General features: G+C 66.1%; 20 protein-coding genes. 8 read left to right on the top strand and 12 right to left on the bottom strand.

Going from position 1 to position 25,150, the window contains the following annotated elements:
• Window positions 1-142: 142 nt before the first annotated feature.
• The 4 genes from V3B41_RS06195 to V3B41_RS06180 form a co-directional block, all read right to left on the bottom strand.
• Complete coding sequence (locus V3B41_RS06195; protein WP_329860479.1) at window positions 143-2,335, bottom strand: TonB-dependent siderophore receptor; 2,193 nt, start codon at window positions 2,333-2,335, stop codon at window positions 143-145.
• A gap of 325 nt (window positions 2,336-2,660) precedes the next feature.
• Window positions 2,661-4,361 (bottom strand): malate dehydrogenase (quinone), encoded by a 1,701-nt coding sequence (gene mqo / locus V3B41_RS06190; protein WP_197619888.1) that lies wholly within the window; start codon window positions 4,359-4,361, stop codon window positions 2,661-2,663.
• Between the two features lie 194 nt (window positions 4,362-4,555).
• A complete protein-coding gene (locus V3B41_RS06185) occupies window positions 4,556-5,002 on the bottom strand; it encodes a GNAT family N-acetyltransferase (RefSeq protein ID WP_049429988.1) in 447 nt (148 codons plus the stop codon).
• A gap of 171 nt (window positions 5,003-5,173) precedes the next feature.
• Window positions 5,174-6,079 carry a LysR family transcriptional regulator ArgP gene (locus V3B41_RS06180; protein WP_005412604.1) on the bottom strand — a complete coding sequence of 302 codons (906 nt, stop codon included), beginning with the start codon at window positions 6,077-6,079 and terminating at the stop codon, window positions 5,174-5,176.
• A gap of 137 nt (window positions 6,080-6,216) precedes the next feature.
• Between V3B41_RS06180 and V3B41_RS06175 the strand changes: the two genes are divergently transcribed.
• Entirely contained in the window at window positions 6,217-6,852 is a 636-nt protein-coding gene (locus tag V3B41_RS06175) for a LysE family transporter (RefSeq protein ID WP_005408523.1), read from the top strand.
• A 166-nt stretch (window positions 6,853-7,018) separates the two neighbouring features.
• Window positions 7,019-8,986 (top strand): S9 family peptidase, encoded by a 1,968-nt coding sequence (locus tag V3B41_RS06170; RefSeq protein ID WP_295548931.1) that lies wholly within the window; start codon window positions 7,019-7,021, stop codon window positions 8,984-8,986.
• 51 nt (window positions 8,987-9,037) lie between these two features.
• Here V3B41_RS06170 and V3B41_RS06165 read toward each other — a convergent pair whose 3' ends face one another.
• The 3 genes from V3B41_RS06165 to V3B41_RS06155 all read right to left on the bottom strand — a co-directional run bounded on the left by V3B41_RS06165 (window position 9,038) and on the right by V3B41_RS06155 (window position 12,625).
• Window positions 9,038-10,792: an oligopeptide:H+ symporter gene (locus V3B41_RS06165; protein ID WP_197619890.1), complete on the bottom strand. Its 1,755-nt coding sequence runs from the start codon at window positions 10,790-10,792 to the stop codon at window positions 9,038-9,040.
• A 109-nt stretch (window positions 10,793-10,901) separates the two neighbouring features.
• The gene (locus V3B41_RS06160; protein WP_329860473.1) at window positions 10,902-12,053 is read right to left on the bottom strand and encodes a heparan-alpha-glucosaminide N-acetyltransferase domain-containing protein; all 1,152 of its coding nucleotides are present in this window, start codon (window positions 12,051-12,053) and stop codon (window positions 10,902-10,904) included.
• Between the two features lie 56 nt (window positions 12,054-12,109).
• Window positions 12,110-12,625, bottom strand: a complete 516-nt coding sequence (locus V3B41_RS06155) for a hypothetical protein (protein ID WP_329860471.1) — start codon at window positions 12,623-12,625, stop codon at window positions 12,110-12,112.
• Window positions 12,626-12,953: 328 nt separating this feature from the next.
• Here V3B41_RS06155 and V3B41_RS06150 point away from each other — a divergent pair, with 328 nt between their 5' ends.
• The 3 genes from V3B41_RS06150 (at window position 12,954) to V3B41_RS06140 (ending at window position 18,601) form a co-directional block, all read left to right on the top strand.
• Window positions 12,954-14,918 (top strand): oligopeptide transporter, OPT family, encoded by a 1,965-nt coding sequence (locus V3B41_RS06150; protein WP_100443783.1) that lies wholly within the window; start codon window positions 12,954-12,956, stop codon window positions 14,916-14,918.
• 232 nt (window positions 14,919-15,150) lie between these two features.
• A complete protein-coding gene (locus V3B41_RS06145; protein WP_329860468.1) occupies window positions 15,151-17,229 on the top strand; it encodes a S9 family peptidase in 2,079 nt (692 codons plus the stop codon).
• Between the two features lie 127 nt (window positions 17,230-17,356).
• Window positions 17,357-18,601, top strand: a complete 1,245-nt coding sequence (locus tag V3B41_RS06140; protein WP_197632970.1) for a DUF819 family protein — start codon at window positions 17,357-17,359, stop codon at window positions 18,599-18,601.
• A 143-nt stretch (window positions 18,602-18,744) separates the two neighbouring features.
• Here V3B41_RS06140 and V3B41_RS06135 read toward each other — a convergent pair whose 3' ends face one another.
• Genes V3B41_RS06135 through V3B41_RS06115 form a run of 5 tightly spaced genes read right to left on the bottom strand, consistent with a single transcriptional unit; the run spans window position 18,745 to window position 21,768 of the window.
• Complete coding sequence (locus tag V3B41_RS06135; protein ID WP_197632968.1) at window positions 18,745-19,227, bottom strand: hypothetical protein; 483 nt, start codon at window positions 19,225-19,227, stop codon at window positions 18,745-18,747.
• Between the two features lie 46 nt (window positions 19,228-19,273).
• Entirely contained in the window at window positions 19,274-19,534 is a 261-nt protein-coding gene (gene minE, locus V3B41_RS06130) for a cell division topological specificity factor MinE (protein WP_005408532.1), read from the bottom strand.
• A 2-nt stretch (window positions 19,535-19,536) separates the two neighbouring features.
• Window positions 19,537-20,346: a septum site-determining protein MinD gene (gene minD, locus V3B41_RS06125; protein ID WP_057496225.1), complete on the bottom strand. Its 810-nt coding sequence runs from the start codon at window positions 20,344-20,346 to the stop codon at window positions 19,537-19,539.
• Window positions 20,347-20,383: 37 nt separating this feature from the next.
• Window positions 20,384-21,226 carry a septum site-determining protein MinC gene (gene minC / locus V3B41_RS06120; protein WP_106549416.1) on the bottom strand — a complete coding sequence of 281 codons (843 nt, stop codon included), beginning with the start codon at window positions 21,224-21,226 and terminating at the stop codon, window positions 20,384-20,386.
• Window positions 21,172-21,768 carry a GNAT family N-acetyltransferase gene (locus V3B41_RS06115; protein ID WP_049429979.1) on the bottom strand — a complete coding sequence of 199 codons (597 nt, stop codon included), beginning with the start codon at window positions 21,766-21,768 and terminating at the stop codon, window positions 21,172-21,174. The genes minC and V3B41_RS06115 overlap by 55 nt, the downstream gene beginning before the upstream one ends.
• A 151-nt stretch (window positions 21,769-21,919) precedes the next feature.
• Here V3B41_RS06115 and V3B41_RS06110 point away from each other — a divergent pair, with 151 nt between their 5' ends.
• The 3 genes from V3B41_RS06110 to V3B41_RS06100 all read left to right on the top strand — a co-directional run bounded on the left by V3B41_RS06110 (window position 21,920) and on the right by V3B41_RS06100 (window position 25,065).
• The gene (locus tag V3B41_RS06110) at window positions 21,920-23,116 is read left to right on the top strand and encodes a sensor histidine kinase (protein ID WP_197619893.1); all 1,197 of its coding nucleotides are present in this window, start codon (window positions 21,920-21,922) and stop codon (window positions 23,114-23,116) included.
• Window positions 23,116-23,757, top strand: coding sequence for a response regulator transcription factor (locus V3B41_RS06105; protein WP_005408537.1), 642 nt, complete (start codon window positions 23,116-23,118; stop codon window positions 23,755-23,757). The genes V3B41_RS06110 and V3B41_RS06105 overlap by 1 nt, the downstream gene beginning before the upstream one ends.
• 234 nt (window positions 23,758-23,991) lie before the next feature.
• Window positions 23,992-25,065, top strand: coding sequence for an SRPBCC family protein (locus V3B41_RS06100; protein ID WP_049429977.1), 1,074 nt, complete (start codon window positions 23,992-23,994; stop codon window positions 25,063-25,065).
• The last annotated feature ends 85 nt before the right edge of the window (window positions 25,066-25,150 follow it).

Here is a 25,150-nt window from a genome sequence, read left to right as displayed (position 1 = left end):
CCTTTCGTGTTGCCTGGGGTCAGAGCCCTTTTCTGCGGAAAGGGATCCGACCCCGGGGCGCATCTACCGTGTCGACCAAGGTCGACACCTACCGGCGGCAGCGCGGATCTGCGGCCGGTAGTCCGGCCGCCTCGCAGCTGCCTCAGAACGTCCAGCGCAGGCTGGCCGACACGAATCGCGGCTCGCCGAAGTTGTTGTAGTCCAGGTTGGCCCAGTAGGTCTTGTCCAGCGCATTGCGCACGCTCAGCGTCGCCGTCCAGTTGTCGCTGATGCGGTAGTTGGCGTTGAACTGCACCAGCGAGTACGCCGGCTGGTTGACCGTGACCGTGCCGCCCAGCGGGTAGGCGATGTTGTAGCCCTGTACCTTGCTCTGCCACTGCACGCCGCCACCGATGCTCAGCCGTTCCAGCGCGCCGCGCAGCTGCAGCTGCGTGTTGAGCTGCAGCAGATCCTTGGGCGGGTTGGCGTACAGCAGATCGGTGGCGGCGCGGGTCACTTTGACGTGGGTGTAGCCGGCGTTGACCGTCCAGCCCGGCAGGATCTCGCCGTTGACGTCCATCTCCCAGCCGCGCGCCTTGGTGCCGTTGACGCCGATGTAGGCCGAGGTGCCATCGCTCAGCGAGCCTTCCGGCACGCCCATGTCACGCACCGCGTAGTTGTCCTGCTTGGCTTCGAACACGGCGGCATTGGCGGTCAGGCGGCCATCGAACCACTGCGTCTTGATGCCCGCCTCCAGGTTCGAGCCCTGTACCGGTGCCAGCAGGTTCTCGTTGCGGTCCTTGTAGTTCTGCGGATTGAAGATCTCGGTGTAGCTGGCGTAGGCCGACACGTTGGGGGTGATGTCGTAGACCAGGCCCACGTACGGAGTGACTTCATCGCTCACCTTGTAGGCGCCGCTGGTGCCGGTATATGCGCCTGCCGCGTTGTAGGAGCGGCTGAGGGTTTCCCAGCGGCTCAGCCGCGCACCGGCAATCAGCGACAGCGGATCGGCCAGGCGCAGGCGGGTGGCCAGGTAGACGCCACTCTGCGTGGTCTTGGCGACGCGACGTGCGCCGGTGCGACGGTAGGTCACTTCGGAGATGTTGCCGTTCCAGCTGTACACATTGGGGATGTAGTAGCAGCGTTCGCTGCCACAGCGCGCCCAGTCGGTCGGGTAGTTCAGCGCCAGGGTGTTGGTGGTGCCTTCCAGGTCCGACCACTGTGCGCCGAGGGTCACGTCGTGATCACGGCCGAACAGATCGAAACTGCCGGCCAGGTAGGCATCGACATTACGGCGGGTGTCCTTGGAATCACCGGCGGCCGCGCGCAGGAAGATGCCCGAGCCGGTCACCGGGTCCGGGTTGCCGGTGCCGTACAGGCGCACGTTCTGTACGTTGCCACGGGTGTAGGCGGTGTTGATCTTCAGCAGCCAGTTGTCACCGAAGCGCTGTTCGAGGTTGGCGAACGCGGTGTTGCTCTCGCGCTTCCAGTAGCTCCACTTCGGCGACAGGTTGGTCGAACGCGGCAGGTGGGCGAAGTTGCCCTGGTTGTCGAAGAACGGCACGGTGCCCCAGGTCGAGCCGGTCGGGTTGTTGTCCTGGCTCTGGTAACCGAGGGTGATCGTCGTGCTGTCGGTGACGTCGCCCTCCAGCACCGCCATGCCGGCCATCTTGTTCTCGTCGTAGCGGTCGTAATACAGGCCACGATCGGTATAGGCGGCGACCACGCGGCTGCGGAAACGGCCGTCATCGGTCAGCGGTGCGGTCACGTCCGCCTCCATGCGCCGATAGTCCCAGCTGCCGGCGCTGACCGCGAACGAGGCATCGAACTCCTTGCCCGGGCGCTTGCGCAGCAGGTTCACCGTGGCCGACGGCACGCCGGCGCCACTGAGCAGGCCGTTGGCGCCGCGGATCACTTCGATGCGGTCGTAGAAGGCGGTGTCGTATTCCTGGTTGGTCGAACCGCTGTAGGTCGGGATGCCGTCGACCTGGAAGTCAGTGATGGCGAAGCCGCGTGCGTAGTACAGCGGGCGCTGGGTGTCATAGAAGGACACGCTGACGCCGGTGACGTTGCGCATCACGTCGTTGATGCTGAACAGCGATTCGTCCTGCAGGCGCTTCAGGCTGATCGCAGTGGCCGACTGCGGGGTTTCCTGCAGCGTGATCGGCAGGCGGGTGGTGCTGGATGGCGGAGCGGACTGCTCGGCATGGACGCTGACCCGGTCCAGGGTCTTGGCATCGGCGGCGCCATCGGCCGCAGCGAACGCACTGGGTGCGGCCAGCAGGGACAGCGACGAAAGCAGGGCAGCCGGCAGCAGCGCGCGGCGGGGCAGGCGGTTGGGCAGGGTCGGAAACATGGTGGGCTCGAAGCTCGGAAGCGGGGGAAGGGCGGCAACAGTCGTCAAGCACCCGGGGCGGCGGCTTCGGGCACATCAGGTCCATCTGGGAGGGGCGCGGTCACTGCGCAGGGTGCAAATGTAAATACTTCTTAACAACATTACAATTCGCGTTATTGTGCGCAGGGTTCCCGGCGCGGGGCATCGCTTTCTGTAGAGCCGAGCCATGCTCGGCTGCTTTTTGCCGGAGCCGAGCATGGGCTCGGCTCTACAGGCGGTGGCCCGCCCAAACGCAAACGGCCACCCGAAGGTGGCCGTCCGTCTGCATCTCAAGGAACGCGCAGGCTTACAGTGCCTGCAGTTCCTCATTGGCGTTGCGCTTTTCCTTGGCCGGCGTCGGAACCGGGGCCGGAACTGCGGCCGGTGCAGGCGCTGCCGCGTTGCCATCCACCGGTACTTCAAGGTAGGGCAGGTGCAGGGTCTGGCTGGTCAGTGTGCGGATCTCGTTCACCAGCGCCGCGCTGTCGTTGAGCTTGCGCCCGTACGACGGCACGATCTCGCGCAGGCGGGTCTCCCAGCCGGCCTTCATCTGGTCCGGGAAGGCCTTGGCCATCAGGTCCAGCATGATCGGCGGCGAGGTCGACGCACCCGGCGAAGCGCCGAGCAGGGCGGCGAGGGTGTGGTCCTTGTCGGTCACGATCTCGGTACCGAACTGCAGCACCGCGCCCTTCAGCGGGTCACGCTTGATGATCTGCACGCGCTGGCCGGCGGTGACCAGCTTCCAGTCGCCCGGCTTGGCGTTGGGGAAGTACTTGACCAGCTCGGCCTGGCGGTCGGCATCGTTCAGGCGCGCCTGGCCCATCAGGTACTGCACCAGGTCCAGGTTGTCCTTGCCCACTTCCAGCATCGGGCCGACGTTGTTGTGGGTGACCGACGAGTACAGGTCCCACCACGAGCCGTGCTTGAGGAACTTGGTGCTGTACAGCGCGAACGGCCCGAACAGGACCACCGGCTTGCCATCCAGCTTGCGCGCATCCAGGTGCGGCACCGACATCGGCGGCGAACCGGTTTCGGCCATGCCGTAGGCCTTCACGCCGTGGCGCGAAGTCACGTCCTGGCCCTGGAAGGCGAGGAACTGGCCACCGACCGGGAAGCCGGCGTAGTCCTTCGATTCCGGGATGCCCGACATCTGCAGCAGCTTCAGCGCGGCGCCACCGGCACCGATGAACACGAAGCGGGCGTGGGTCGTGGACTCGGTGCCGGCCTTGAGGTCCTTCACCGTTACGTTCCAGCTCTTGTCGGCGTTCTGCCGCAGCGCGCTCACTTCATGGTTCAGGTGCAGGCTGAAGTTCGGGCTGCGCTGCAGGCCGGTGGTCAGCTGGCGGGTGATCACACCGAAGTTGACGTCGGTGCCGAGCGGCATCCAGGTCGCGGCAACCTTCTGCTTCGGGTCACGGCCTTCCATCAGCAGCGGGGCCCACTGCTTGATCTGCGCCGGATCTTCCGAGTACTGCATGCCGTAGAACAGCGGATTCTTCACCAGGGCCTGCTGGCGCTTGTGCAGGTAGGCGATGTTGTCATCGCCCCAGACGAAGCTCATGTGCGGGGTCGGGTTGATGAAGTCGCTGGGCTGGCTCAGCCGGCCTTGCTTGACCTGGTGCGACCAGAACTGGCGCGAGACCTCGAACGATTCGGCGATGCCGACCGCGCGCTTGGTCTCGATGCTGCCGTCGGGCAGTTCCGGGGTGTAGTTCAGTTCGGCGAACGCCGAGTGGCCGGTGCCGGCGTTGTTCCAGCCATCGGAGCTTTCACCGGCGACGCCGTCGAGGCGTTCGTAGACCTGGATGTTCCAGTCCGGCTGCAGTTCCTGCAGGTAGGTGGCCAGGGTGATGCTCATGATGCCGGCGCCGACCAGCACAACGTCGACGGGCTTGTCGTTGCTGGCGGCGGGCACCGAGCGCTGGGTCAGCGGCCAGTACAGGAACAGCGCGGCGGCCAGCAACAGCAGCACGAGCAGGGCGAGAAGAGCCTTGCCAAATTTCTTCATGGGGGCGGGATCGTTGGCGGAGGGGAGGAGTTCAGGATGCGCATGCAGCAGGGAAAGGGCGTGAAGAAACAACGCCTTGCAGCATCCAGACGCGATTCTAACCGGTTCCGGTCCTTTTTTGATGCAACGCAGCATCCGGCGCTTCGCGCCATCCTCACCCGGTAGCGCCGGGCGATGCCTGGCGGCGCCGTCAATCAAACCAACTCAAGAATCTCGTCACCGGCCTCGTCGATGTCTCCGGTCGGGCGCCAGCCCAGGCGCCGATAGAAGCCGTGCGAGCGCGATCGCGGGTCGGCCGAGCAGGCCAGGAACAGGCGCCGGTGGCCGGCGTCGCGGGTCAGGCTGACCACCTCCTGCAGCAGCTGGCGGCCGATGCCACGGCCTTCGTAATCCGGCAGCAGGGCCAGCACCAGCACTTCACCGCTGTCGCGGTCGGCGAAGCAGTAGCCGGCCATGCGCTCGCCGTCCCAGGCGATGCGGCCGATGAAATCGCCACCGGAGATGCCTTCGGCCCATGTCTGCGCGGTGATGCCCAGCTCCGCCAGCTGCAAGGCACTGAAGGCGTTTTCGCGGGTACGCCCACGCAGGTCGATGCAGGCGGCAGCGTCTTCAGGGCGCGCATCGCGGACGAATACAGGCATGCAGGGCTTCCTTGCAGTGATCGGCCGGCCAGTATCCGCATCACGCATGGACCTGGTGTGTAGGGCGCATGGAGATTGGATGGAGAAAAAGGGGACGGAGGGGATTAAGTCGTTTAAGGCCCAAACGTCATACAGGGCAAAGACGAATTAATCCCCTCCGTCCCCTTTTTCTCAGCGCTTGCGCCGGATCAGCGCGGAGGACGCGTCCAGCACCGCGCGGGTCAGCAGCGCCATGGTCTGCACGTCGCCTTTCCAGTGCTGCCAGTACAGCGGTACGTCTTCCCACGCGCGCTGGCGCACATAGACCAGGCGTCCAGCATCCAGGTGCCGCTTGACCAGCGGCAGGGGGTTCATGGTCCAACCCATGCCGCCCAGGTTGGCCTGCACGAAAGCGCGGGTGGACGGGATCCACCAGGTCGGCGCGGTGCTGGGCAGATCGTCGCCGGCCATGCGCCGGGCAAAGCGCGACTGCATGTCGTCCTTGCGGTTGAACACCAGCACCGGGGCCTGTGCCAACGCCTGCGCGGTCACGCCCTTGGCGAAGTGGCGCTCGCGGAACTCGGGCGTACAGGTCGCTGCGTAGCGGATGCTGCCCAGCGCGTGGATCTGGCAACCCTGCACCGGCTCGTCCAGCGTCGTCACCGCGCCCAGCACCGTGCCCTGGCGCAGCAGTTCGACGGTGTGGTCCTGGTCCTCCACGCGCAGGTCCAGGGTGGTGCCGGTGGTCTGCGCGAACTGGTAGGCCGCCTGCGGGAACCAGGTTTCCAGGCTGTCGTGGTTCACCGCCACCGGGATGCTGGCCTGTGGCAGATCCTCGTCGGCCAGGCCCATCCGGTGCAGTGCATCATGCTCGAGCAGGGCGGTCTGCTCGGCCAGCTGCACCAGCAGCTGCCCCTCCGCGGTGGCGGTGGCCGGGGTGCCGCGCTTGACCAGCAGCCGGCCGATCCGATCTTCCAGCGCTTTGACCCGCTGCGAGATGGCCGAGGGCGTGACATTCAGCGACTGCGCGGCGCGGTCGAAGCTGCCTTCGCGGATCACCGCGGCCAGGGCGCGCAGCTGGGCATGATCGATACGCATCGAATTAAGCTCCGCTAATGTTGGTTTAGAAAGTTTAGCTCGTCTTTTTCATGTTGCGGCGCGACAATGGCGCTCGTTCCGGTGCTGTCCGCCTTCGCGAGGCACCGTCCCCCAAGCAAGTAAAGGCAGTGAATCCCATGTTCTCGGTCATCTCCGCCAGCACCGGCCTCGGTGCCTGGTTCTCTGGTGCAGCTACCGGCATCGGCCTGTTCGCCGTGGTCGGGGCCCAGAGCGCCTTCATCCTGCGCCAGGGCATCCTGCGCAAGCACATCGTGCCGGTGGTCGCCACCTGTGCGGCCATCGATGCGATCTTCATCTTCGCCAGCGTGGCCGGCCTGCGCACGCTCACCTCGGCGCTGCCGTGGCTGACCACTGCCGTGCTGTGGACCGGTGTGGCGTTCCTGGCCTGGTACGCGATGAAGTCGGCGCGCCGTGCGATCGCCGGTGGCGGCGGCATGGGCGAGGCCGACAGCGACGACGGCAGCCGCCGCGCGGTGCTGATGGCCGCGGTCGGTTTCTCGCTGATCAACCCGCACTTCTGGCTGGACATGATGGTGATCGGTTCGATCGCCGAGAACTTCGGCAATGCCCGCATGGCCTTCGCTGCCGGCGTGGTCACCGCCAGCTGCCTGTGGCTGACCGCGCAGGGCCTGGGCGCGCGCCTGCTGGCGCCGCTGTTCACCAAGCCCAGCACCTGGCGCGTGCTCGACGGCACCATCGCGGTGATCCTCAGCATCCTGGCCCTCACGTTGGCGGTGCGCGGGGTCCATTGACCTGGCGCACGCCCCCCGAACCCACGTCCTGACTCTCTCTCCAAGGTAGTGGTAACGACGGCACCGGCAACGGTGCCGTCGTTTTTTGTGCGCCACTGGCGGGCCGGGCACCGGCCTGCCTAGAATCGGCCAGCCGGGACAAGGGGTCCAGGCAGGGGAGAGAAGGATGCACAAGCGCTGGCTGGCCGCCCTCATCGTGGCGGGATTGTGGTGTGGAACCGCTGCTGCGATCGATCTGGGCGCCTATGTGCGGGCGGACAAGTTCGGCGATGTCGTGCTGTCTCCCGGGGGCGACTATCTGGCCGCGACCGTGCCTGCGGACGGCTTCACCGCTGTGATCATCCTTCGTACGGACGACAACACGCCGGTGGGCAACCTGCGCCCACCCCTCAATTCGCATGTCTTCAACATGCACTGGGTCAACAACGATCAGGTGATGTTCGGTCTGGCGCAGAAGTTCGGCACCCGCGATGCGCCCTGGGCCACCGGCGAACTGCTGACACTCGATGCGCGCACCGGGCGACCGGAACTACTGGTGGGCTACCGCGATCTTGGCCTGCGCGTGCGGCCCAAGTACCGGACGTCGGCTGCGGCGTTCCTCAGTGACGCCCTGCCCGGCGATGATGCCCACGTGGTCATCGCGGTAGGCGGATCGCGGCTGGATGCCAATGGCTATGCGGCCCAGCTGGAACTGGCAAGCGGCAAGCAGCGGCTGCTGGCCCGCGCGCCGATGCCGGGTGCCTCCTATGTGGTGGATGCCCGAGGCGACGTGCGTTTCGTCCAGGGCGCCGGTACCGATAATGTCCATCGGCTCTACCACCGCAACGGTGGTGACTGGGTGCTGGTCAATGATGAGAAACGCAGCGGCCGCGCCGAGGCGGCGCTGGGCTTTTCCGCCGACGGCCAGTTGGCCTACCTGCTCAGTGAGCAGGCCAGCGGCCCCGATGCCATCGTCAGCTGGAACCCGGCCACGCAGGAGCGCAAGGTCGTGCTGCGCGACGAGGTCGTCGATCCAGCGCGACTGATCCGCCGCCCGGGCAGCACCGTGCCGGTCGGCGCACTGTTCCAGGGAAACACACCGCATACCCGGTTCTTCGACGAAAGCTCGGACGAGGCGCGCCTGTACCGCAGCCTGGAAGCAGCCTTCCCCGGCCGTGCAGTGTTCATCACTTCCAGTACCCGCGACGGTCGCCGCCTGCTGGTGGAAACCGGGTCCGGTTCCAATCCGGGCGAGTTCTACCTGTACGACCGCGACCGCAACCAGGCGCGCTTCCTGATGGCGCGCAGCGAATGGATTGACCCGGAGACCACTGCGTCGGTGCGGCCGGTCCTGCTGAAGGCGCGCGATGGGTTGGAGCTCCATGGATTCCTGACAGTCCCGCATGGCAGTACCGGCCGTGACCTGCCGATGGTGGTGGTGCCGCATGGTGGGCCGATCGGGATATTCGACAACGGCAGTTTCGATCACGAGAACCAGTTGCTGGCCGCTGCCGGCTACGCCGTGCTGCAGATCAATTTCCGCGGCTCGGGCAACTATGGCCGTGCCCACAGCCGGGCAGCACTGAAACAGTGGGGTGGCGCGATGCAGGACGACGTGACCGACGCGACGCGATGGGCAATCAGCGAAGGCATTGCCGATCCCCGGCGCATCTGCATCTACGGTGCCAGCTACGGGGCCTACTCGGCGATGATGGGTGCTGCCCGCGAGCCAGGGCTGTACCGGTGCGCGGCGGGCTATGTGGGCGTCTACGACCTGCCGCTGATGTTCACCGGCGGCGATATCCAGGGCCGGAACTCCGGGATGAGCTACCTGCGCGAGTGGCTGGGTGATCCAGCCACGTTGGGCGCGGTCTCGCCGGTCAACCTGGCCGGTCAGATCAAGGTTCCAGTGTTCCTGGCGGCCGGTGGTCAAGACAAGCGCGCCCCGATCCAGCATACCGAGCGCATGGAAGCGGCGCTCAAGCGTGCCGGTACGCCGGTGGAAAGCCTGTACTACAAGACCGAAGGGCACGGCTTCTATACCGAAGCCCATCGCAGCGAGTACTACGGCAAGCTGCTGGCGTTCCTGTCACGCAGCCTGGGTGGCAAGACCGCCACGACTGCGGCTGCGGACAGCAAGGGCAAGGCGCCATGACGCAAAGGGCGGCCGATGGTTCATCCGCCGCCGCGGGTCCTGTGCGTGGGGTTACTTCACCCCGTGCATCATCTTCTTCAGCAACGGCGCGGCGATGAAAGCCGCCAGCGCGCAGCCGAGGCCGACCCACATCAGCAGCCAGAACAGGTGCGCGTAGGCACCAGCCGCGGCCACCATGTCCAGCGATTCGCCTTCCGGTACCTCGATCGCAGCCAGCTTGCCGAACAATGCGGCCAGCGTTTCCGAGAACGCGGTGGCCAGGAACCAGGTGCCCATCATCAGGCTCATCACCCGCGGCACCGCAAGCTGGGTCACCGCGGACAGGCCAACCGGCGACAGGCACATCTCACCGCTGGCCAGCAGGAAGTAGGCCAGCACCAGCCACCACACGCTGGCCATCTCGCCGGTGGCGCCGACCTGCTGTGCGGCCAGTGCCAGCGGGACGAATGAAAGCGCGCCGATCACCAGGCCCCAGGCCGACTTCACCGGCTTGCCCGGCTCCCAGCCGCGGCGGTCCATCCAGGTCCACAGTGCAGCGAAGGCCGGTGCCAGCAGCACCAGGAACAGGCCGCCGAGATAGGTGAGCGAGCCGGCGGTCTGCGGAATCACCAGACAGTCGCGCACCAGCAGCACCAGCATCAGTACGACGATGGCGGCAAAGAAGGTGCGCGGCGCCGACGACCCCGGACGGCGCTCGGACAACCGCGCGCTGACCACGAAACCGAGCGGTGCCAGCAGCAGCGAGATGATCGACCACGGCAGCGGCGTGCCGCCGGTGATCACCAGCGAGGGCACGATGTCCTTGGTCAGCAGGCGGTCGGTGAAGGTCACCCACGAGCCGTAGGACTGCTCGTACATCGTGAAGAACACCAGCGCCATGAAGATCAGTACCATCAGCGCGATCATCTGCTGGCGCTGCACCGGCGTGCACTTCGCGCCGGTGAACCAGGCGAACCAGACAAGCACGCCGCCCAGCACCACCAGCATCAGCATCAGCGCCAGGCTGATTTCACCGCCGAGCGCGAACGCGCCATTGCCAGCCGCCCACATCAGCCACGCCACCGGCAGCACACCGAGCACCGCGCACAGATAAATGAGCCATTCGCGCGGCAGGCCCAGCACCTTCTGCTTCAGCGCGGCCGGCTGTGGCGGTTCGGCGTGGCCCTGCAGGTATTTCTGTCCCCACAGGAACATCGCCAGGCCGGCCAGCATGCCGATGCCGGCGGCGCCGAAACCGTATTTCCAGCCGTAGGCTTCGCCGAGGAAGCCGCACACCAACGACGAGAACAGCGCGCCCAGGTTGATGCCGGCGTAGAACAACGAGAAACCCGAATCGCGGCGCGGATCGTCCTTGGCGTAGAGCTTGCCGACGATGGTGGAGATGTTCGGCTTCAGGAAGCCCACGCCCATGATGATCAGTGCCAGCGACAGGTAGGTCACCGCCAGCGCCGAGGTGTCGCGCACCACCTCACCGTTGACCCGGTACGCCGCGTGGCCCTCGAAGGCCATGCCGAGGTGGCCGAGCACCAGCAGGATGCCGCCGAACAGCACCGCCCGGCGCATGCCCAGCCAGCGGTCGGCCAGCATGCCGCCGAATACCGGGATGCAGTACACCAGGCCACCGTAGGCGCCCAGGAGATCCAGGCCGGCCTTGTCGCCGAACAGGTGGTATTTGGTGAGGTAAAGCAGCAGCAGCGCCTTCATCCCGTAGAAGGAGAAGCGCTCCCACATTTCGGTGAAGAAGCAGACGTAGACGCCCTTGGGATGGCCCAGGAAGTCGTCGGAGGCGGTAGCGGCAACGGTCATCGACGGCGGGGACTGCGGAAAGGGCGCGATTATAGGCCTCTGGGCCTGGGCGGGCAGCCGCTGGTGGATCCACGCCGTGCATGGCTGGCGTTCTCCTGGCTGCCGCTGCCTACAGGTATCGCAACCACGGCAGATCGCGCCTTCGCGCCTTGAACCCCGCGAACGCCCGCGTCGGCGGGTACAGCACCACCGCCAGCGCACAGGTCACCAGCAGCAGGCCGGCCACCGAATCCAGTGCGTACAGGTCACCGTGCGTCGGCCCCCAGATCGCCAACGCGGCCAGGTACAACCCCTTCAGCACGTACAGGTGCAGCAGGTAGAAGAACATCGGCGCGGCACCGATATCGGCCAGCGGGCGCAGCGCACGCGCCAGGGGCGGCCATTCGTACAGGCGCAGCAGCAACAGTCCCACGCCCAGGGTGAGCAGCAGGAACTGCAATGACGGCGGGTACTTGGTGATGTTGAAGATGCTCAGCCAGGTGCGCAGCATTGTGGTGGTCTGGTACTGCCAGGGGGCATCCCCATACTGGTTGGCGAACCGCAGCAATGCGAACAGGGCCAGCACGCCGACGCCTGCCCACAGCAGCCAGCGCCGGCGCTGCTCCGGTGCGCGCTCGCGGGCGAACCAGGACCCCATCAGATAACCCAGTGCGATCACCCCGATCCACGGCAGTACCGGATAGGAGGTGCGCAGGCGCAGCGCGCCAGCCTCGATCCAGTCGCGCTGGTGCAGCACTTTCCACAGCACCGCCAGCAGGCCATTGCCTTGCACCCGTACGCCGTCGAACAGGTTGTGCCCGGCCACCACCGCGACTGCCAGCATCAGCAGGGCCGGCCGGGGCAGCCACAGCAGCCCGGCCAGCGCGATCATGCTCAGGCCGATGGCCCAGATCACCTGCAGGTACAGCGTTTCCGGCGGCAGCTGGAAGGTCCAGGCGAAGTTCACCAGGGTCAGTTCCAGCACAACCAGGAACAGCCCGCGCTTGAGCAGGAATGCGGCCGTGGCCCGGCGCGGATCCGCCTGGCGCTGGCCGTACAGCCAGGCCGAAAGCCCGGTCAACAGGACGAACACGGGCGCGCACAGGTGGGCCAGCAGACGGCAGGCGAACAGCGCAGGGGAGACGGTCGCTGCGTCCATCGGGTCGCTCACCTGATGCTGCAGGAAGAAGGTCTCGCGCACGTGGTCGAGCAACATCAACAGCATCACGGTGCCGCGCAGCTGGTCGATGGAGGCCAGGCGGAGGGAGGGGGAAGAGGCCACGTGAGATGCTCGACCGGCGTGACAGGATATAACATAACGTTCTGCCGCGTAGTCCGTCAGGGTTGGCAGACAGCTGCGCTCCAACCCGTCCGCTTGTCGTACCTGATGGGGATCACCCGAGTCGATCCGTCAGGCGCAGCTTTCAGGCAGAACTTCGCCGTGTAGCCCCTGATTGGGCCATTGGTGGGAGCGTTGAGGTAGACCTCATACAAGGTTGCAGGAATCAATGGCTGTGGAGAAGTGCGCAGCGTGGCCGAGGCTGGCAGATCGCCGTAGACGATGCACTGGCCCGGCGCCAAAGGCTCTGCGGGAGTCAGGTCGTACATGAACGACCATGCCTTCACCGTGTCGTGGTGATACACCATCACCGCTTGCAGGATACGGGGCGATCGGACCCATTCCAGTGGCCGCGGCGGCAGGCCGAAACAAGGTATTCCTTCCCGATCCTCGATCACCGCGGTGCCAAACCCGCTGTAGGCGTTGACGTTGCCTATACCCAGCAGCAGGCACAGCATCGCGCCCGCTGCAACGAGGAGACCTCGCATCATCGTGATCAATGGTGCGTCTGCCATGCGGTCTCCTTGCTGACGATGTGTTGGTGGCAGTGCACGGTGTTGGATTACGGGAATCGACTCAAGCAGGCGCTGAGCCGCAAACCCCATCGCCAGGCACGCATCGCCCGGTGGGCCGGGGGGGCGTCGGGGGATTGGGGTCAAGGGCCCCCGCTCCGAGGAACCGGTGCACTGTGCACAACTTGGTCAAACACGACACATCTGAAGGGGCCAAGGGCCTGCTGGGGCGCAGTGCTGGGCGAGGGCTTGCCAGCCGGTACCAACCGCACTGGACTTGCCGCCCCCTGAACGCTAGCGTGCAAGGGATTTTTTGCCAGCAGGGGCTTCCATGAACCACGACGCTGCGCCCAAGCAGCTCACCTTCCGCGCAGTGGCCCTGGCCATCGTGCTGGCGGTGGTGCTGTCGGCCGCAAACGCCTACCTCGGTCTGTTCGCAGGCCTGACCATCGCCACCGCCATTCCCGCCGCGGTGATTTCCATGGGCGTGCTGCGCCTGCTGGGCGGTGGCTCCATCCTTGAAAACAACATCGTGCAGACCGGTGCCTCGGCCGGCTCGTCGATCGCCGCGGGTGTGATCTTTACGATTCCGGCGCTGGTGATCATGGGCTACTGGCCGGACTTCAAGTACTGGTGGGTGCTGGGCATCGCCGGCCTGGGCGGCCTGCTGGGCGTGCTGTTCTCGGTGCCTCTGCGCCGTTCGATGATCGTCGAAGACCCGCTGCCGTTCCCGGAAGGCAAGGCCGCGGCCGAAGTGCTCAAGGCCGGTGAGAACCCGGGCCCGGGCCTGAAGATCCTCGGCCTGTCGGCGGTGATCGGTGCGTTCGTGAAGCTGGCCGCGGAAAGCGGCATGCGCCTGATCCCGGACGCCTGGGCCACCTCGGCCTATGTCGGCAGCTCCAAGGTCACCGCCTTCATCGGCACCAACCTGTCGCCGGCGCTGCTGGGCGTGGGCTACATCGTCGGCCTCAACGTCGGCATCGTGGTGGTGTCCGGCTCGATCCTGACCTGGCACATCGCCATCCCGATCTACCAGGCGTTCTTCATGAACACCGATCCGGCATTGGCCGCGTCGGTTGCCGCAGCGTCCTCCACCGAAGCCGCGTTCGCCATCTGGGGCGCGAAGATGCGTTACCTGGGCGTTGGCGCCATGCTGATCGGTGGCATCTGGACCCTGATCTCGCTGCGCAAGTCGCTGCTGAACGGCGTCAAGAGTGGCTTCGCCGCTGCCCGCAAGAGCGGTGGCCCGGTGCTGGCGCACACCGAGCGCGACCTGCCGATGAAGTGGATGCTGGTCGCCCTGGTGGCCTTCGTGCTGCCGCTGCTGGCCCTGTACCAGGCCATCGTCGGCCAGTGGCACGTGTCGATCCCGATGACCCTCATCATGATCGTCGCCGGCTTCCTGTTCGTGTCGGTCTCGGCCTACCTGGCCGGCCTGATCGGTTCGTCCAACAACCCGGTTTCGGGCATCACCATCTCCACCATCCTGTTCGCCTCGGCCGTGCTGGTCGTGCTGCTCGGTGCCGATGGCCTGAAGCCGGTCGGTGCCGGCGGTGCGCCGCTGGGTGCGGTGGCCGCGATCATGATCGGTGCGGTGGTGTGCTGCGCCGCCGCGGTCGGCGGTGACAACCTGCAGGACCTCAAGGCCGGCTACATCGTCGGTGCCACCCCGTGGAAGCAGCAGCTGATGCTGGGCATCGGTGCGTTCTCGTGCGCGCTGATCATGGCCCCGGTGCTGAACCTGCTGGCCACCGCCTACGGCATCGGCGTGAAGTCCGAGCTGCATCCGAACGCGCTGGCTGCGCCGCAGGCCAACCTGATGGCCTCGGTGGCCAAGGGCCTGTTCGGTGGCGAACTGCCGTGGACCTTCATCGGCATCGGTGCCGTGGTCGGCGCCGCCATCATCGCCTTCGACAGCTGGCTGAAGGCGCGCAACGCCCGCTTCCGCGTGCCGGTGCTGGCCGCCGCCATCGGTATCTACCTGCCGCTGGAGCTGATGGTGCCGATCTTCCTTGGTGGCCTGATCGCCTACCTGGTCGAGCGCTTCCACAAGGTGCGTGCCGATGACGAGGAAGGCCGCGACCGCGTGCACAAGCCAGGCGTGCTGTTCGCCGCCGGCCTGATCACCGGCGAGGCGCTGATGGGCATCGCCATCGCGATTCCGATCGTGGTCAGCAGCCGCGCCGACGTGCTGGCCGTGCCGTTCCACCTGCCGGGCGCACAGTGGATCGGCCTGGCCGTGCTGTTCCTGGTCGGCTGGCTGATCTACCGCACCGGCAAGCGCGCAGTCGCGTAAGCAATGCGGTCGGATCCCTTCCCGCAGGAAGGGCTCTGACCCCGCGCTGACAGCGTCTGGGGTCAGAGCCGATTCCGCCGGAATCGGATCCGACCCCGGTGTCCCCGCAAACCCCGCCCCGGCGGGGTTTGCTGTTTCTGGCGGCTGCCCGCCCGCAGCCATGACCGATGGCCTTGGCAGTCCCGGCCGCACGGGCCTAACATCGGTTTTTTGCCGTCCTGCGGAGACTCCGATGAAACTGCGTCATGCCCTGCTGCCACTGAGCCTGCTGGCCGCCCTTCCCAGCGTTGCCGCTGCCCGTGGCCTGGAAGTCCGCGACATGGTGGCGATGGACCGCGTCTCCGCGCCGGTGCTGACCGCGGACGGTGGCATCGTGGTGTTCGCCAAGCGCAGCGTGGACGCCAACCTGAAGGCCTCCACCGCGCTGTTCGCGCGCAACCTGCGTACCCGCGACGCGGCACCGCCGAAGCAGATCACCCCGGCCGGCTGGAACGTCAATTCCGCCTCGCTGTCTGCTGATGGCCAGACCGTGTACTTCCTCAGCGCGAAGAACGGCAGCCAGCAGCTGTACGCCCAGCCGCTCAGCGGTGGCACCCCGCGCCAGCTGACCGATTTCGCGGTCGACGTGGACAGCTACCACGTGTCGCCACAGGACGACCGCGTGCTGTTCAGCGCCGGCGTGTTCCAGGCCTGCGCCTCGGACCTGGCCTGCACCGAGAAGAAGCTGAAGGATGTGGCCGGCGCCAAGGCCAGCGGCAAGGTCTTCGATTCGCTGTTCGTGCGCCACTGGGATACCTGGAACGACGGCCGCCGCAACACCCTGTTCGTGGCGCCGCTGCCGGTCGCCAAGGCCGGTCCGGTCAAGGGCGCTTCGGCGCTGAGCGCCACCATCGATGGTGATGCGCCGTCCAAGCCGTTCGGTGGCAATGACGATTTCGCTTGGTCGCCGGATGGCGCCAGCGTGGTGGCCAGCATCCGCGTGGCCGGCAAGCAGGAACCGTGGTCGACCAATTTCGATCTGTACCGCTTCGACGCTGCCGGCAAGCAGGTGCCGGTCAACCTGACCGCGTCCAATCCCGCCTGGGATGCCGGCCCGGTGTTCAGTGCGGACGGCAAGACCCTGTTCTACCGTGCGATGAAGCGCCCGGGCTTCGAGGCCGACCGCTTCGGCCTGATGGCGATGGACCTGGCCAGCGGCAAGACCCGCGAGATCGCCCCGCAGTGGGATCGTTCGGCCGGTGGCATCGCCCTGTCCGCCGACGGCGCCAGCATCTACACCACCGCCGATGACCTTGGCGAGCACCCGCTGTTCCAGATCGACGTGGCCAGCGGCAAGGCCACCAGGCTGATCGGCGACGGCAGCGTGACCTCGGTCGACGTGGCCGGCACCAGCGTGGCCATCACCCGCAACAGCCTGAAGAGCAACGACCAGGTGCTGGTCGGCCTGCTCCCGGCCGCGGGCCAGCCGATCGGCGAGCTGCGCGCGCTGACCCCAGCCGCTGGCGACGTACTGAAGGACGTGTCCTTCGGCGACTACGAGCAGTTCGAGTTCAAGGGCTGGAACAACGACACCGTGCACGGCTACGTGGTCAAGCCGCACAACTACCAGGAAGGCAAGTCCTACCCGGTCGCATTCCTGATCCACGGCGGTCCGCAGGGCAGTTTCGGCAACGGCTGGAGCTATCGCTGGAACCCGCAGACCTACGCGGGCCAGGGCTACGCGGTGGTGATGATCGACTTCCACGGTTCCACTGGCTACGGCCAGGCCTTCACCGATGCGATCAGCCAGCACTGGGGCGACCGCCCGCTGGAAGACCTGCAGAAGGGCTGGGACGCGGCGCTGAAGAAGTATTCCTTCCTCAACGGTGAAAAGGCCTGTGCGCTGGGCGCCAGCTACGGCGGCTTCATGGTCAACTGGATCGCCGGCAACTGGAACAGCCCGTTCAAGTGCCTGGTCAACCATGACGGCGTGTTCGACCAGCGCATGATGGGTTACGCCACCGAAGAACTGTGGTTCACCGAGTGGGAGCAGGGCGGTACGCCGTACCAGAAGGCCGCGAACTATGAGAAGTTCAACCCGGTCAACCACGTGGCCGACTGGAAGAAGCCGATCCTGGTGATCCACGGCCAGCAGGACTTCCGCATTCCGGTCGAGCAGGGCCTGGCTGCGTTCACCGCTGCCCAGCGCCAGGGCATCGAATCGAAGTTCCTGTACTTCCCGGATGAGAACCACTGGGTGCTGAAGCCGAACAACAGCATCCTGTGGCACGACACCGTCAATGCCTGGCTGAAGCAGCACATCGGCGAATAAGCCGGTCCAGCGCCGCCCCCCGGGGCGGCGCTCTGCTTGTTGTAGAGCCGAGCCATGCTCGGCTGCTCTGTGCCTCCTTTCCCGCCAACAGCAGCCGAGCATGGCTCGGCTCTACATGAGCGCATGCATGCCTTCGACTGCTCTGATCCAGAACGACATCGTCGTCTTTGGTTTGATCGCCGCCACGCTCGGCGCCGTGTTCTGGACCGCCTCCCGTGAGCAGGGCCTGTGGAAGCGCTTCTACACCTTCGTGCCGGCGCTGCTGCTGTGCTACCTGATTCCCGGCATCTACAACACCGTCGGCCTGATCGACGGGCAGAACACCAGGCTCTACAACCCGATCGCGCGCGACATCCTGCTGCCGGCGGCGCTGATCCTGCTCACCCTGGCGGTGGACATCAAGGGCATCCTGCGGCTCGGCCCGAAGCTGGTGCTGATGTACCTGGGCGCTTCGGCCAGCATCATGCTCGGCGCGGTAGTGGCCTTCCTGCTGATGCGCGCCGTACATCCGGAAACCGTGGCCGGTGACACCTGGGCCGGCATGGCCGCGTTGGCGGGCAGCTGGATCGGTGGCGGCGCCAACATGCTGGCGATGCGCGAAGTGTTCGACGTCAACGCCACCACGTTCGGCCAGTTCGCGGTGGTCGACGTGGGTGTCGGCTACGTGTGGATGGCCGCTCTGATCTTCCTGGCCGGGCGTGCCGCGAAGATCGATGCACGCAGCGGCGCAGATACCTCGGCCATCGATGAGCTGAAGGAGCGCATCGCGCGCTTCCAGGCTGAGCATGAACGCATTCCCAGCCTCACCGACCTGATGTTGATCGTGGCGGTGGCCTTTGGCGGTGTCGGGCTGGCCCACGCCATTGGCGCGCCGCTGGCGGCGTGGTTCAAGGCCAATGTCAGCTGGGCTGCGCAGTTCAGCCTGGATGCGCCGTTCGTGTGGGTGGTGGTGCTGTCGACCACGTTGGGCCTCAGCCTCAGTTTCACCCGTGCACGCAATCTCGAAGGCGCGGGCGCATCGCGCCTGGGCTCGCTGCTGCTGTACTTCCTGATCGCCTGCATCGGCATGCAGATGGATCTGCTGGCGCTGCTGGACCGTCCGTGGCTGTTCCTGCTGGGCATCATCTGGATCAGCGTGCACATCGTGCTGCTGTGGTGCCTGGGCAAGCTGCTGAAAGTGCCGTTCTTCTACTTCGCCATCGGCTCGCAATCGAATATCGGTGGGCCAGCCTCGGCACCGGTGGTGGCCGCGGCGTTCCATCCGGCGCTGGCGCCGGTGGGCGTGCTGCTGGGCACGATGGGCTACGCCACCGGCACCTATCTGGCCTACATCGTCGGCATCACCCTGCGCGCGCTGGCCGGGCAGGGTTGATCCTGTAGAGCCGAGCCCATGCTCGGCTGCTCTTCGTCGTCACCTGCACGAATGCAAAAGCAGCCGAGCATGGGCTCGGCTCTACAGTAGATCCACGCCATGCGTGGATGGTGCGGACCACGGTCCGCACCCACCAGCGGCGGTTACGCCGCCTGCAGCAACCCGCGTTCGATCAACCAGGCTCTGGCGTCTTCGGCATCCTGCTCGAACCACGCCTTCGTAGACCCCAGCCGATACGTATACCCCCAGGCATCCATGTCGGCCATCAGCCGCGCACTGCCGACACCCGGCAACCGCCCGGCCAGCACGATCTGCAGGTAGCAGGTGGCATCTTCCTCGGCCACCGAGTCGGTGGCGTCGGTGTGCACCTGCGCGCGCCGCTCCGGCGGCAATACGATCAGGTGGCAGGCTTCGTGCAGCATCGAGTGCACGGGGGTGTCATCGCGCACATAGACATTGCTGGCGATGATGCCCGCCTCGGGCTCGCCCCAGTAGCTGCCGGGAATCGGTTCGCCGGCCGCCACGTGGTGCAGCAGCAGGCCATGCGCGGCGAGCAGGCACTGCGCGTCGGCGAAGGCGATGTCGCCCACGCAGGTGATGTCCTCGGCGGTCGTCGTATCGGTCATGCAGGTCACGCAGCCCCGCCCATGCAGGCACGGGCGGGGCGGGGCATCAGGGTTTGTCCGGGCCTTCAGGCAGCGCCACGGAGATGTCCAGCACATCGTGCTGGCCATCCTTCACCAGGTCGACCTTCACTGCATCGACGTCGATGTTCACGTACTTCTTGATCACTTCCAGCAGCTCGCGCTGCAGCAGCGGCAGGTAGTCCGGGCCACCGCGGTGGCTGCGTTCCTGCGCGATGATGATCTGCAGGCGGTTCTTTGCGGTTTCGGCGGTGGTCTTCTTCGCTTTGAGGAAATCGAACAGGCCCATGCTTACCCTCCGAACAGCTTGCTGAAGAAGCCCTTCTTCTCGACGTTGGTGAAGCGCATCGGGCGATCTTCGCCGAGGATGCGCGCGACGGCGTCGTCATAGGCCTGGCCGGCAGCGGATTCGACATCCAGGATCACCGGTTCGCCCTTGTTGGACGCGTTGAGCACGTCGCCCGATTCCGGAATCACGCCGATGGCCTTCAGGCCAAGGACTTCCTCGACGTCGGCGATGCTGAGCATCTCGCCGGTTTCCACGCGCAGCGGGGTGTAGCGGGTCAGCAGCAGGAACGCGGGCACGTTCTGCCCGGATTCGGCCTTGTGGGTCTTCGAGTCCAGCAGGCCGATGATGCGGTCGGAGTCGCGCACCGAGGACACTTCCGGGTTCACCACCACCACGGCGCGGTCGGCGAAATACATCGCCAGGAACGCACCCTTCTCGATGCCGGCCGGCGAGTCGCAGATGATGTAGTCGAAGCCATCGGCGGCCAGGTCCTTCAGTACCTTGCCCACGCCTTCCTGGGTCAGTGCATCCTTGTCGCGGGTCTGCGAGGCGGCCAGCACGTACAGGTTGTCGAAGCGCTTGTCCTTGATCAGGGCCTGCTTGAGGGTGGCTTCGCCGTGCACGACGTTGACGAAGTCGTACACCACGCGGCGTTCGCAGCCCATGATCAGGTCGAGGTTGCGCAGGCCGACGTCGAAGTCGATCACCGCCACCTTCTTGCCGCGCCGCGCCAGGCCACAGGCCAGGCTTGCGCTGGAAGTGGTCTTGCCCACGCCGCCCTTGCCGGAGGTGACTACGATGATTTCAGCCAAAGGACTTCTCCTGGTTCTGCATTAGTTTGGGGCTGCGTCAGTCCAGCGCAGCGATCTTGATCTGGTCCTGTTCCAGCCACACCTGCACGGCCTTGCCGCGCAGGTTGTCCGGTACATCGTCCAGTACCTTGTAGTGGCCTGCAATGGCCACCAGTTCCGCATGGAAATCACGGCAGAAGATGCGTGCCGCGGTGTTGCCCTGGGCCCCTGCCAGCGCGCGGCCGCGCAGGGTGCCGTAGATATGGATGCTGCCATCGGCGATGACCTCGGCGCCGGCGCCGACGGTGGCCATCACGGTCAGGTCGCAGTTCTCCGCGTACAGCTGCTGGCCCGAACGCACGTTGCCCAGCTGCATGCGGCCCGGTTGCGGTGCGGCTGCATCGGCGACCTTGGCCACCGGTGCGGCCGGGGCCGGCTTCGGCTCGGCACGAACGGCGCGGCGCGGTTCCGGCGCGGGCGGCGGGGCCGGTTCGGCCTCGGCACGCTCGTACTGGGCGCGGAACTTGGCCAGCAGCGGCAGGCCGAGCTGCTGCGAGAGCAGGTCGACCGCGCTGGTGCCATAGGCCAGCGCCACCGGCAGCACGCCGGCGCTGCGCAGGCCATCGACCAGCGCCTGCGCGGTGGCCACGTCCGGCACCTGGCTCAGGCCGCCGAAATCGAGGATCACCGCCGCGCGGCCGAACAGCTTCGGCGCGCGGGTCACGCGCTCGCGCATTTCCTGCACGAGGCGTTCGACATCAAGGGTACGGATGCGCAGGTTGGCGATGCCCACCTGGCCGATCTTCAGTTCACCGGCCTGTTCGTAATCGAAATTCACCGCCACGCTCAGGTCCCCGTCGGCCGCTGTGCCTGCGCCGGCAGCTGCCGGGCGCGTGTCCATGCCACATCCGGCAGCTTGCCGCCGTAGGTCTCCTGGACCCACGGGTAGCTGCACAGTTCCTTGGCCAGCATGCTGGCACGCACATCGACCTGGGCCATGGTGTTCTGGCCCAGCTCGCGGAAGCCGAAGCTGCCGTGGAAGAGCAGGGCGGCATCGGCGCCATGGTCGAGGAAGACTTCGCAGGTCATCTGCGGGTAGCGCAGCTCGGCAAAGCTCTGCGCGTCGGCATAGAACGCACGGCCGACGCCACCGCCGCGGCGGCGGCTGGCGACCACGATGCGGTCGATGTAGAAGAACGGGGTGTCCAGATGCTGCTTGAACCAGGCGAAGTTGCTGCTGTCGTGCTGGCTGTCGCTGCCGAAGCCGATCAGGAAGCCGGCCAGGTTGCCGTCGCGCTCGGCGACGCGGAAATACTCAGCGGTTTCATAGAACAGGCGCAGGCGGGCCGCATCCAGGGGAAGGATGGCCAGGCCAGCGTTGTTGTTCAAAGCCAGGACGGAATCGAGCTCGTGCTCGCGCACGTCGCGGATGACAATCGACATTGTGACTCCGTGGGGTAACGCGGTTGGTCCATCAAGGGACCCTGCGCACGATTATTGCATGCCCGGGGTGGGCTGCGGCATGAACAGGCGACCGCGGAGGCATGACTTCCGTGGGAGTGCGTGACGCAGGCCGGCCCCGTAGAGTGCTGGCATGTTGGGAGTCCTCAGCCATACCCGCGTCCTCCGCCTGGCCGGCCTGTTCACCTGGGTCATGGTCGGCCTGCCCCTGGCGTACTCGCAGTTCGAGAACCTGCACAGCCGCAGCGACATGGGCGGCTGGGCGATCCTGCTGTTCGTCGCCTACCTGTCCTTCGGTACGGCCTACTACTGGTTGACCCGCATCCTGCGCAGCGACAGCCACACCAGCTGGCTGGACCGCGGCCTGCTGTTGTTGCTGACAGCCTCGGCGCTGGGGGTCAGCTTCCTCAGCGGTTCGGGCCTGGGCAGCATCCTGATGATGGTGGCCGCCGGGGTCATTCCGTGGATGTTGTCGGTACGGCTGGGGGTGCTGTGGCTGCTGGTCAGCCAGTTGGCGGTCGCTCCGGTCTATTACATGCTGCTGCGCTTCCCGCTGTTCGAAGCGGTGATGCAGTCGCTGCTGTACGGCGGCTTCTCCATGTTCATCTTCGTGACCAGCCTGGTGGCGCGGCAGCAGACCGAGGCCCGCGACGAACAGCGTCGGCTCAATTCAGAGCTGCGTGCCACCCGCGCCCTGCTGGCCGAGAGTGCCCGCGTCAACGAGCGCACCCGTATCTCGCGCGAGCTGCATGACCTGCTGGGCCATCAACTGACCGCGCTGACCCTGAACCTGGAAGTGGCCGGGCACCTGGCCGAAGGGCAGGCGCTGGAGCATGTGAAGCGCTCCCACGCCCTGGCCAAACTGCTGCTGGGCAACGTGCGCGAGGTGGTCAGCCAGCTGCGCGAGACCGGCGCGATCGATCTGGCCGCGGCGCTGCGCCCGCTGACCGAGAACGTGCCTTCGCTGGACATCCAGCTGGACATCGAGGATCCGCTGAACGTGGAGGACCCGCAGCGGGCCCACGTGCTGCTGCGCTGCACCCAGGAGATCATCACCAACGCGGTGCGCCACGCCGGTGCCCGCCACCTGTGGATCAAGGTGTACCGTGAAGCCCCGGACCGTGTGGTGGTGGAGGCCCGCGACGACGGTGTCGGCGCGGACATGGTCAACGTGGGCAATGGCTTGCGCGGCATGCGCGAGCGCCTGCAACAATGTGGCGGCCAGCTGCAGATCGAGACCCGTCCCGGCGAAGGCTTCCGCCTGCGGGCGACGGTGCCGGCAACGGTGCTGGTGGCCGCCCTTACCAAGGTTCCTGAAGGAGTACGTTGATGATTCGCGTCTGCCTGGTTGATGACCAAACCCTGGTGCGGCAGGGAATCCGCTCCCTGCTGGCACTCGACGATGGCATCGAGGTGGTGGCCGAGGCCGGCGATGGCCGGCAGGCGGTGGAGCTGATCCCGCAGGTGCGCCCTGACGTGGTCCTGATGGACATGCGCATGCCGGTGATGTCCGGACTGGAAGCGCTGCAGGTGCTGTCGCGGCAGGAACAGCTGCCGCCGACCATCATCCTCACCACCTTCGACGACGATCAGCTGGTGCTGGCCGGCCTCAAGGCCGGTGCCAAGGGCTACCTGCTCAAGGATGTGACCCTGGCACAGCTGGTTGGTGCCATCCGTACCGTGGCCGAAGGCGGTTCGCTGGTGCAGCCGGCGGTCACCCAGCGCCTGTTGTCGGGCCTGGAGCACATGCGCAACGAGTTCGTCAGCCTGGACCGCCCGGACCCGCTGACCGACCGCGAGACCGAGATCCTGCGGCTGATGGCCAGCGGTTTCTCCAACAAGGAGATCGCCAACTCGCTGGGCGTAGCGGAGGGAACCATCAAGAACCACGTGTCCAACATCCTCTCCAAGCTGGGTGTGCGCGACCGTACGCGCGCGGTACTGAAGGCGTTCGAACTCCAGCTGGTCTGAGGAAAACCGTTTCGGTACAAAGACTTGGGTGGTAGCTGGGGGTTCCGGCCAAGGTTGCCCCCTACTTGCCGGGTAGCGGTATGCGTTACCCTTCGAATTCTTTGTCCATACAAATACGCAGCCGGCAGGGAAACCGGTGCGCCAATCCCGATAAACAATGCCCGCGAAGCCTGCTAGGATTGGCGCTTCGCTTCAATCAACCCGGCCGTGGGATCGGCCCCGGAGACTCTCTGAATGACCCGTATTATCGAGTTCCTGATCGCCTTGGGGATCGTGGCTGGCCTGTTCGTCATCATTGGCGTATGTCTGCCGGGCGAGCGTCACATCACCGAAAGCATCGAGACCAACCGCAAGATGACGATCGTGTACGACACGGTCAGCAGCCTGCGCCGCTTCAAGGACTGGAACCCGCTGGTACTGCGCGATCCCGCCGTTGAACTGAAGCTGTCCGGCCCGGCCTCCGGCAAGGGCGCCACCCTCGACTTCACCTCCAAGGATCTGGGCACCGGTTCCTGGAAGATCACCGACGCCGAAGAGAACAAGCGCGTTGCGATCGCCATCGAAGACGGCACCAAGGGTCACGACAAGGTCACCACCTTCACCCTGGAGCCGACCGGCAAGGGCGGCCGTAACGTCAAGATCACCCAGGACTACTCGGTGAAGTACGGCTTCGACCTGTTCGGCCGTTACGCCGGCCTGTATGTCAGCCGCCAGATCGGCGACGACATCAAGATGGGTCTGTCGCGCATGGCCAACATGCTCGCCAGCGTGCCGAACGTCGACTACCGCACCCCGGAAGCGCCGCTGACCGATCTGGCCATCGTCGATGTGCCGGCCGAGGACCTGCTGGTCGTCAACGCCGGTAACGTGGATCGCGGTCAGGACACGATCACCAAGTCCATCAAGGACAACCAGGAATGGATCAAGCGCGTGATGGAGGCCAATGGCCTTGAAGCCGCCGGTCCGTTCCGCATCATCACCACCGACTTCGGTCAGGAGAAGTACGCCTTCGACATCGCCCAGCCGGTGAAGAAGAAGGGTGCCGAAGGCGCTGCTGCTGAAGCCCTGACCGTCAAGATCGACGGTGGCGCTCCGGTCAAGTACGTGCACGTCGCTCCGCACCGCTCGGCACATGCGGCCTACACCGGCCACATGGCGGGTCTGGACGTGGCCCGCAACGGCCTGCGCGCCTGGGCTGTGACGGCGGGCAACGAAGTGATCGACCGTCCGTATGAATCCTGGAAGGACGGCATCGACAAGTCGTTCACCCCGGAAGGTACCTACGACATCTACTGGGCCGTCAAGTAAGCCTCGGCTGACCCATGTAATGTTGGACACGAAAACGCGCCGCTCACTGCGGCGCGTTTTTTTTCATCTGGCGCCCGGCAAGGGG

Source organism: Stenotrophomonas sp. SMYL89 (genome assembly GCF_036319985.1).
Taxonomy (GTDB): Bacteria; Pseudomonadota; Gammaproteobacteria; order Xanthomonadales; family Xanthomonadaceae; genus Stenotrophomonas; species Stenotrophomonas maltophilia_Q.
The sequence above is the reverse complement of the archived record's forward strand: the minus strand, read 5'-3'. Positions and strand labels throughout refer to the sequence as shown.